General features: G+C 41.3%; 10 protein-coding genes. 2 read left to right on the plus strand and 8 right to left on the minus strand.

What is annotated here, in order from left to right:
- Positions 1 to 55: 55 nt before the first annotated feature.
- The 8 genes from LKD20_RS04320 to LKD20_RS04355 form a co-directional block, all read right to left on the minus strand.
- The gene (locus LKD20_RS04320) at positions 56 to 1,195 is read right to left on the minus strand and encodes an amidohydrolase (protein ID WP_105090276.1); all 1,140 of its coding nucleotides are present in this window, start codon (positions 1,193 to 1,195) and stop codon (positions 56 to 58) included.
- 63 nt (positions 1,196 to 1,258) lie between these two features.
- Positions 1,259 to 2,197, minus strand: coding sequence for a S66 peptidase family protein (locus LKD20_RS04325; RefSeq protein WP_227721010.1), 939 nt, complete (start codon positions 2,195 to 2,197; stop codon positions 1,259 to 1,261).
- Positions 2,198 to 2,253: 56 nt separating this feature from the next.
- Positions 2,254 to 3,855: a peptide ABC transporter substrate-binding protein gene (locus tag LKD20_RS04330; protein WP_227721011.1), complete on the minus strand. Its 1,602-nt coding sequence runs from the start codon at positions 3,853 to 3,855 to the stop codon at positions 2,254 to 2,256.
- Positions 3,852 to 4,670: a serine hydrolase gene (locus LKD20_RS04335; RefSeq protein ID WP_227721012.1), complete on the minus strand. Its 819-nt coding sequence runs from the start codon at positions 4,668 to 4,670 to the stop codon at positions 3,852 to 3,854. Before LKD20_RS04335 ends, LKD20_RS04330 begins: the two co-directional genes overlap by 4 nt.
- A gap of 12 nt (positions 4,671 to 4,682) precedes the next feature.
- Positions 4,683 to 5,630, minus strand: a complete 948-nt coding sequence (locus tag LKD20_RS04340) for an ABC transporter ATP-binding protein (RefSeq protein ID WP_105086142.1) — start codon at positions 5,628 to 5,630, stop codon at positions 4,683 to 4,685.
- Positions 5,630 to 6,610: an ABC transporter ATP-binding protein gene (locus LKD20_RS04345; protein ID WP_105090272.1), complete on the minus strand. Its 981-nt coding sequence runs from the start codon at positions 6,608 to 6,610 to the stop codon at positions 5,630 to 5,632. Before LKD20_RS04345 ends, LKD20_RS04340 begins: the two co-directional genes overlap by 1 nt.
- The gene (locus LKD20_RS04350) at positions 6,610 to 7,509 is read right to left on the minus strand and encodes an ABC transporter permease (RefSeq protein WP_024066371.1); all 900 of its coding nucleotides are present in this window, start codon (positions 7,507 to 7,509) and stop codon (positions 6,610 to 6,612) included. Before LKD20_RS04350 ends, LKD20_RS04345 begins: the two co-directional genes overlap by 1 nt.
- Positions 7,502 to 8,434 carry an ABC transporter permease gene (locus tag LKD20_RS04355; RefSeq protein ID WP_060924985.1) on the minus strand — a complete coding sequence of 311 codons (933 nt, stop codon included), beginning with the start codon at positions 8,432 to 8,434 and terminating at the stop codon, positions 7,502 to 7,504. Before LKD20_RS04355 ends, LKD20_RS04350 begins: the two co-directional genes overlap by 8 nt.
- A gap of 135 nt (positions 8,435 to 8,569) precedes the next feature.
- Between LKD20_RS04355 and LKD20_RS04360 the strand changes: the two genes are divergently transcribed.
- Both LKD20_RS04360 and LKD20_RS04365 read left to right on the plus strand, forming a co-directional pair.
- Positions 8,570 to 9,403 (plus strand): pyridoxamine kinase, encoded by an 834-nt coding sequence (locus LKD20_RS04360; RefSeq protein WP_213467147.1) that lies wholly within the window; start codon positions 8,570 to 8,572, stop codon positions 9,401 to 9,403.
- A gap of 20 nt (positions 9,404 to 9,423) precedes the next feature.
- Positions 9,424 to 10,008: a DUF805 domain-containing protein gene (locus tag LKD20_RS04365; protein WP_227721013.1), complete on the plus strand. Its 585-nt coding sequence runs from the start codon at positions 9,424 to 9,426 to the stop codon at positions 10,006 to 10,008.
- Positions 10,009 to 10,103: the final 95 nt, after the last annotated feature.

A 10,103-nucleotide genomic window follows, 5' to 3' on the forward strand; every position in this document is an offset into this window, starting at 1 on the left:
CTTAAATATTATATCTATTGTACCTTTTTGACCTCTATATGTCAAAAATTGAACATCACTTACCTACTGCATAACGCAAGGCTACCACAGCCATAATCTTAGCGCCCTTAATCGCTTGCTCCAATCCATAATCGGAACCGGCTGCACAAGTGAACTCTGGCGTATGCGCTTCTAAGCCTAATCCAATCTGTAATGTAGGCTGTGCCGTAGGCACCTCATAGGATACATTCCCTACATCAGTGCTACCATCCGCTTCATCATCAGGCAATATACGAGGTGTTTCACCAAACTCAGTCATCACATCGTTAAAAAGATCTAATAACTTTTTATCTTGACGCATATCCTTAAAAAGTGGCTCATAATGATGCATTTCAACTTGAGCGCCATAGGATGCTCCGATCTCTTGCGCAGCCGCTTTGATAGCCGGCAAAATAATACCTTCTAAATCATCCACCGTACGCCCCCGTACAGTCATGCGAAGCGTAGCCTTAGGAGTTACTACGTTTGGTGCCGTACCAGCTTCGGTAAATATAGCACCTACAATAGCACCTTTAGGGAAGGTTTTCTTTAACTCTTTAACTCTTTGATAAAGATCTACAGCACAATCTAAGGCATTGATACCAGAATCAGTAAGTGATGCGATATGACAGGATCGACCATGGAAGGTTACCTCTAAGGGATGCGTCGCTAACGATGTGCCACCCACTTCATTTTCACCGCCTGGATGAATGATGAGTGCTGCATCATAGCCTTTAAATAGACCTGCCTCCGCCATATATACCTTACCACCAATGGTTTCCTCTGCAGGACATCCAAAGAAGGTCGTTCCCCATGTTTCTGGTGCACATTGACTAAAAGCAACCGCCGCGCCTAAACTCATCATGGCAATGAGATTATGTCCGCAACCATGACCGAGTTCTGGTAGTGCATCATATTCACCTAAAAAGGCTATTTTATGCTGTGCAGTACCGTTATAGTCACCCCGTAACGCCGTTTGTAACTCTGGAAAATCAGTTAGCCCCACTTGAGATGTAAAATTATGTGTTTCTAAGAATTGGTTAATTACCTTAACTGCTTTATGCTCGTTTAAGCCCAATTCTGGGTTATCGTGTAAATATAAGGAGATATCGCGCAATTCCTCTGTCATACTATCTATGATGGCACAGGCACGAGCCTCTCGTTCTTGTAATGTCATAACTTCCCTTTTTAATTTCTAATTTATACTGTTGATTATTTATTCTAACTAAGGAGAATGTGTCTATTTCGTATAGGGATGAACAATTATGGTATTTGAAATATACCTAAAGTTAATCATCGCTCCTAGTGGTAATGTTTGATGCGGCGTTCCATGACCTGTTGGGACATAGCATACAAAAGGATCCAACAATTCAGGGTCTCTATTTTCCTCCATGTAGCGTAACGCTTCATAGCCTAAATCGTAATCACGCTCATCATCGTCGCCTTCACAATCTGTAAAAGTACCAATCACTAAACCTTTAATACGACTCAATAAACCACTGAGGCGAAATTGTTGCAACATGCGATCTAGCTTATAAGGTGCCTCTCCTACATCTTCAATGAATAGTAATGTATCCTTCCAAGATGCATCCTCTAAAAAATACGGTGTTCCCGACAACATAGATAACATCGTCATATTGCCGCCCCGTAAAATACCTTCGCCTAGCTCAGTACCAATAGCACCACGAGGCGGTTCAGGTAAGGGTTCTATGACTTGTAATTTACCTTCTAAAGTATTAAATAAAGCATCAATATCTGCTTTGCGTTCAGGCTTAAAATCTACGCCCATCGGCCCGTGATACGTAATAAGTCTACTATATCGATTGATAGCCATATGAAGAGCCGTGCAGTCACTATACCCGACAAAGGCCTTACGATATTTACGAATGGCCTTATAATCTAATAAGTCTAGATAACGCATCGTTCCGTAACCACCGCGCAAAGCTAGCACCGCATCACAAAGTGCGGTGGTCATCATATATTGAAACTCTTGGGCTTGCTCCTCTGGTGTACCACCATAGAGTCCTTTACGATGTGCACTTTCACCAAAGAGTACTTTATAGCCCCTTAGGTTACAAATTTCTTCTATTCTATGTAAATCTTCATCGCTTGCACTGGCAGGTGCCATAATACCTATGGTCATGCCCGGTGCTAAGCGCTTTGGTTCAATCCAGTTCATATGTCCTCATAAAATACAACAAAAGACGTACACATAGTGTACGTCTTAAGTGTATCTTATTTGTATGCTTTTTTAAAGTCAACAAGGCCCAATGTAGTCCAGAAATAATTTTGAATACTTCCATTTGTTACATATGGTTGTGTTGTGAAATACAATGGCATTACTAGAGATTCATCAAAAATCATCTGTTCTGCTTTATGCATCAACGCATCCCGTTCAGCCCCATTTGGTGTCGTACGAATACGAGCGATTAACTCGTTATAATCATCACTATGGTACTGACTATCATTGTCTTCAGCAGAGAATACTTCTAAGAAGTTTTGTGGATCACTGTAATCCGCAACCCAAGAAGCACGAGCAACTTGATATTTACCAGCTTCGCGGTCGGCTAAAAATACCTTTGTCTCTTGATTTTGTAAGCGCACATCTGCACCAAACGCATTGACCCAAGCATCTTGGACAGCTTCGGCAATCGCTTTATGTAATTCACTTGTATTATACAAAATCGTAATTGGAGGCAATGGATGATTTTTATCATAGCCAGCATTTTTCAAGATTTCTTTAGCTTGTTCTACATCTTCATAAACAAGATAGCTACCCGCTTCACGGAAATCTTCACGTCCATTACTTTCAAGCATGCCGTAAGGAACAAAGGCATAGGCCGCCTCTTTACCACCGCGAACAATATTGTTAACGATGTTAGCACGGTTGATAACCATGGAGAAAGCTTTACGCACCTCAGGATCTGTGAAAGGTTCTGCTTTCACATTGAATACGTAATAATAGTTACCAAGCATAGGTCCAATATGTAATAGACCTGCCTCTTCTAAGCGTTTTTGGTCCGCTACAGGAGGCTCAACCGTCATATCTGCTTCGCCACCTTCAACCAATGTAAGGCGTGTACTTTGAGATTCACTAATAGGCCAATTCATTTTCTCTGTTTTCACAGAATCTGCATCCCAATAGTCAGGATTCTTAATGAAATCCATTTCGCCATTATGCTTCCAGGATAGTAAGCGGTATGGACCATTAGATACAAATGTATCTGCATTGGCAGCCCAGTTTTCATGAGCCTCTACAGCTTTTTGGCTCACTGGATAATAGCTATGAGAAGCTAGTAATTTTAAGAAATACGCTGTTGGATTCTCTAAGGTAACTACTAATGTATCATCATCAGTGGCCTTAACGCCAACATCATCAGCTGTAGCGTCACCATTATTAAAGGCTTCGCCATTTTTTAATACATATAACATATATGCATTGTCCGCATGGACTTCAGGGTCTAATACGCGTTTCCACGCGTATTCAAAGTCATGAGCCGTCAAAGGCTCTCCATTAGACCATTTCAAATCAGGTCGTAAATGGAAGGTATACTCGCGACCATCATCAGAAATATCCCAGCTTTTAGCAAGTGCTGCCTCTGGTTCACTTTCATCATTTAAACGAACTAAACCGTCAAATAATTGAAGTTGAACTGTAGCCTCCGGAGAGGTAGTAGACTTCGCTGGATCCAATGTGGATGGTTCCTGCTCAATAACATATCGAATGGTATGCTCATCAATTGGTTGTTCCCCGCGAGGATAACCAAATACAAATAAGAGCACACTCACCCCAAGAGCAAGGACCATGAGTTTTAACAAATTTCGTTTATCCATCATGGCAATGCTTCCTCTACAAATTCTTTCATGATACGCCCTACTTGAGCGCCTAACTCTTTACCTCGGTCATTATCGATATCGCTCATCAAGAGGATAAAGCAGAAATGACCTCTAAATGTTTCTAATACGCCCCCATCGTGCTCTACCCGATCAAGGGATCCTGTTTTATGGTGAAAGCGTGTATCTTCACCCCAATAAAATGGCAAGATATCACGGAATTGTTGGCGACCTAAAATATTCCACATTTCTCGGCCATAAGCATCTCTATCGCGACATTCAAAAATGTGTTTATACAGACGAGCCAATGACAATGCAGTCATACGATTATCACGGCCTTCGGCGAGAGCTTCAAAGTCCATCATCATGCGATTAAGTTCTATCTCATCTACACCAAGCTGTTCTGCACGAGCATTGATATTTTCCATTCCAAGAACTGTAATGAGCAAATTTGTCGCCATATTATCGCTGAGAACCATCATAAGACGGCATAACTCAAGATACGTAAAGCTATGCTTTGCTACTAATTCTTGTAGTGCTCCACCACCTTCAACACGAGGTGTTCTAGATAGTGGAACTGTATCATTAAGGTCTAACTGTTCAGTACGAGCTAAATGGAACACATATTCCATGATGAGTACCTTGATCAAACTTGCACTTGAATGTACCGTATCCTCCCCTTTAGAAGCGATAATAATCGGTTCCTCTTCATCGTCAAATTGAAGTACTACATAGGATATATTTCCTTTTGGTGCTAATTCTTTAATAACTGTATCGAGTTGATGCTCCAAGGACTTGCCAACAAGTAACTTTTCCATACTATTCTCCCATTATATGTGCCAGCATGCGATGCGGCGATCTGCCCAATCACGAAGAGGCGGACGTTCAGTAAAGCAACGACCTTCTGCCTCTGGGCATCGACCACTAAACAAACAACCTTTTGGTGGATTTAGTGGATTTGGTGGGTCCCCTTTAAGCGGTGCTCCAATGGGAGCATGCGGTATAACAGGACCGTTTAAGGCGGTCAAAGCACGAGTATATGGATGTTGTGGGAATTCATATAAATCCAATGCTGGACCTTCTTCCATAACAGCCCCTAAATACATAACTACCATGCGATGACTGATGTAGCGCACCATATTTAAATCATGAGAAATAAAGAGGTACGAAATACCATGTTGTTCTTGTAATCTCTCAAGCAAGGTCATAATTTGTACTTGAATGGATACATCTAGTGCTGAAATCGGTTCATCACAGATGATACACTGTGGCTGCATAATGAGAGCCCGTGCAATACCGATACGTTGACGTTGGCCACCTGACAATTCATGAGCATAACGCTCACCAAAGGACATGTTTAAACCAACTTGATCAAGCACTTCTTTTACACGAATAACACGATCGCGAGGTGTATATTTTGGATCTAGCTCCAATGGTTCCTCTAGAATCGCATTAACTGTAAGACGTGGATTAAGAGATGCATAAGGGTTTTGGAATACCATTTGCATCACCGGATGAACAGCTTTTCGATCCACATATGGATCAATCTGGCGACCGTTCATATAAATAGAACCTGATGTAGCTTGATGTAAGCCCATCAAAGTGTAGCCAAATGTGGATTTACCACATCCAGACTCACCTACGATACCAAGGGTCTCCCCTGGTGATTGATATAGGCTCACGCCTTGTACAGCATGTACCGTGTGTTTTGGCTTAAATAAGCCTCCTGACAGAGTGAACTCTTTAACGAGATTGTCAGTTTCCCATACGTAACTCATTAAAGTCCCTCCAACTTAGCTAACCAACATGTAAATTGATGATTCTCACCAACATTTGTAACCATAGGAATCCGATTACCACAGATACGCATAGCCCACTTGCACCGTGGATTAAATGCACAGCCTCGCGGCAAATCAAACAAATCTGGCGGTTGACCTTCAACGGCTTTTAACTCACCATGCCATTTACCTTGTGGCAGAGCGAGCAACAACCCTAATGTGTACGGATGGCGAGGTTCATTAAAGATGCCCTCCACTGTAGCAGATTCAACACATTTACCAGCATACATAACCATAACACGATCGCAAATTTGAGCGATAACGCGTAAATTATGAGAAATAAAGATAATGCCAATACCAGCCTCTACAGCTAATGTTTGCATAAGGCGTAAGATTTGAGCCTCTGTTGTAATATCAAGAGCCGTTGTAGGTTCATCACAAATCAAAACCTTTGGACGACCTGCCACAGCCATGGCGATACAAACGCGTTGGCGCATACCACCACTCAATTCATGAGGATATTGAGATAATCGTCTTTCCGGTGTTGAAAGGCCCATCTTCTTTAACAAGTCGATGGCGATAGCTCGTTCATCATAATCCTCACCATATGCATTGGTACGATGGATAACCTCATACATTTGCTCCCCAATCGTCATGATTGGATTCAAAGATGTCATAGGATCTTGGAATACCATGGCAACAGTAGTACCGCGCAATTCATTCCAGTCATCTTCAGTGAATTCAAGGCAATCATTGCCATCAATCATAAATGTATCGGCTTTGATTTTTGTTTTACCATATGGTAGTAATCCCATTAATGAATTAACTAGCACTGATTTACCACAGCCAGATTCACCAACAATACCTAAAATCTCACCTGGTTGTAAGGAGATATCTTGATTGCGAATAACCCGTAAAGGGCCTTGGAAGGTATCGATGGTAATGGACACATTGCGCACATCAACAATTGCGTTATTCATTATCTATCTCCTTCCTTAGGGTCTAATACATTACGTAAGCCATCACCAAGGAATGCGAAACCAAGCATGGTAACACTAATGGCAACAGCAGGAAAAATCAATTGGAACGGATAAGAGCGCATGCTACTAATCCCTTCAGAAGCGAGTACACCCCAGCTCGCCATAGGTGCATTTACACCTAAGCCGATAAAACTAAGGAATGCTTCTGTAAAAATAGCCTCTGGGATGGCCAATGTCAAAGTAATAATGATTGGACCTACACAGTTTGGCAAAATATGACGCAATAAAATGCGATATTTTGGAATGCCCATCGCTTCAGCAGCAATGATATATTCTTCGTTTTTAACTTTCAAAATTTGACTACGTACGATACGGGCCATATTCAGCCAGTACGCAATGCCCAATGCTACGAAAATAGATGTTAAGCCAGGGCCAAGTACAACCATCAACAAAATTACATACAGTAAAAGTGGAATACCGTACAATACATCTACCAGCCCCATCATGATGCGGTCAACCTTACCACCAAGGTAACCTGCAATACCGCCATAGGTAACGCCGATAACAAGATTGATAAATGCTGCTACAAAACCGATGGTTAAGGAAATACGAGCACCGTACATAACGCGAGTGTAAATGTCGCGACCTAATGTATCGGTACCAAACCAATGACTAAAGCTTGGGCTTTGGTTCGCATCAATCAAGGATTGGTCCGCATAGGTATACGGCGAAATTAGGGGTCCTAAAATAGCTAATACAATCATCACCAAAATGATGGTTGCCCCTACTACGGCCAAGCGATTCACCTTAAATCTCGCCCATTTACTAGGACGTTTTATAAAGCTTGTAATTTCTTCTTGAGGAGTTCGTTCAATAGGTAAAAAATCTTCCTTATTCATCTGTCCCCTCCTCTGTCGTAACACGTGGATCAATTAATGGATAAATCATATCCACCAAGATATTAAGAAATACTACAAGAGCACTATAGAAAATCGTAATGCCAAGGATAACCGTATAGTCGCGGTTATAAATAGATGTTACGAAATACTGTCCAAGGCCTGGAATAGCAAAAATCGTTTCTACGATAAAGCTACCTGTCAAAAGGCTGGCAGCCAATGGGCCCAAATAGGTAATAACTGGCAAAATAGCATTCCCTAACGCATGACGTGTCAAAATAGTCCAAGAACTCAAGCCTTTGGCGCGAGCTGTACGGATATATTCTTGTTGGTACACATCAAGCAACCCACTGCGTGTTAAGCGTGCAATGAATGCCATCGGTTGCGCAGCTAATGTCAATACTGGTAGCACCATATAAGATGGACCACGCCATAAGGCCACTGGGAACCAGCCTAGTTCAAAGCCCACCACATATACAAGAACGGCACCAATAATAAAGGTAGGCACAGAAATACCAATTGTAGATAATATAGTTACCGCATAATCAACGATACCATTAGGGCGCATAGCACTAATAGCACCTGCTGCAATGCCACCTACTACAGCCACCATTAATGATAATAAGCCGAGCTGTGCAGAAATCGGGAATGCATCGCTGATAATATCGTTTACACTACGGCCTTCATACTTGTATGATGGTCCTAGATCACCAGTAATAACACCACCTAAATAATCACCATACTGCTTCCACACAGGATCATCAAGATGATACTTTGCTTCAATACTTGCTTTCACCTGAGGTGGTAATTTCTTCTCAGTTGTAAAAGGTCCCCCCGGAATTGCATGCATTAATGCAAATGTTACGGTAATGATGACCCATAAGATTATGATTGCGCCACCTAGGCGTCGAAACACATACCTTGTCATTGTCACTATCCTCCATAAAAAGTCTATCTGTTTTATTATACTACATTATGAAGTTAATTTCATGAATTACATCATTACATTTACAGAAAGCCCTACATAACGTACAATAAAATATATAATATTTTGGAGGTGTCTATGACAGAAGTACCTAGAGTCTTAACAATTCAAGACATGAGCTCCATCGGCCGTTGTGCCCTAACCGTTATGATCCCAATCATCAGCGCTATGCGTTGCCAAGCGGTTCCATTGGCAACAGCTGTATTGAGTAATCATTTAGAATATCCACACTACGAGTTTGTAGATTTATCGGCACATATGAGAGATTTTATGGACTGCTGGGATAAAAACGAAATCGACTTTCACGCCATTGTAAGTGGTTTTTTAGCATCCCCAGAACAAATTCATCTCGTGGAAGAAGCCATCGATCGCTTCGGTAATAAGGGCCAAATGATTATCGTCGATCCTGCTATGGCCGATGATGGTCGCCTCTACTCGATTTATACACCTGATATGGTAGTAGCTATGCGCAAACTTGTTTCCAAAGCTCACATTGTAAAGCCTAATTACACGGAAGCTTGTTTCTTATTAGATATTCCATTCTCTACAGATCCTATTAGCGATGATGAATTACGCGATCGTTGCAAGAGATTACATCAAATGGGTCCTGACATGGTTATCATGACCAGCGTACCATCTGAAACACATGCGGTTATCGCGGTCTATGATGGACCAACTGATTATTTAAAAACTTATGATATTCCTCTTATCCCTGTGAAAGCTACAGGAACTGGGGATATCTTTACTGCTGTATTATCTGGTGCAGTAATGAGGGGATACTCACCGTATGATGCAGCAGAGTTGGCAATGAATTTTACTACTAAAGCCATTCAAGCTACAGTAGATACTGTAAAATCTATGAAACAAGGGGTAGCGTTTGAGCTAGTCTTGCCAGAATTAACTCAACTATAAGCTATAAAAAAGGGGAACTTATGGATTTACTCTATGTTGTATTACGAACACTGCTCATTTGTACTGTCGGTTTGCTCATTGCATTCCAAGGTCGACGTATGGGATTATCGATTTTTAATCTAACGGGACGGTTAAATCGACTACAATTTATCATATGCTTCATTGTTTTAATGATTTTATTCCACATCGTTCACTACATTGATGATCTATTCTTGGACTTTGTTGTTTCTTTACCTGCCTATTGGTTTACAAGGGTTGTTATATGGATTTTATTAGCATCCTTATTCCCATTATCCTGCATCTTATTTGGCCGTCGTATTCATGATATCGGCTTTAATGCTTGGGCAGGGATTCTATGGTCGGTAATCATCATTTTCATCAATACCTATTCTGCTGTATCGCCATTCAATTACTTGCTTGAACTTTTCGTATGGCTCATAGGCTTCCTCTTTTGGGTATTGCCTGGTCAGCCAGAACCGAATCAATATGGTAACCCACCATTTATGCCTGTAAATCGACCAACTTATGAGTCAATGCAACCGTCCATATCTCATAGGGAAAAAGAAATCCGCAAAACGGTGCGTAAACGACGTAAAAAACGATAACAAATTAATAAATAAAAAGGGTTATAGGACAAAACGTGTTGGTACTTTAATCCCAATCATTGAAAGATAATTTGTCATAGTTATGCAAATCACCC

The sequence above is a fragment of the Veillonella fallax genome (assembly GCF_020687175.1).
GTDB classification, from domain to species: domain Bacteria; phylum Bacillota; class Negativicutes; order Veillonellales; family Veillonellaceae; genus Veillonella; species Veillonella fallax.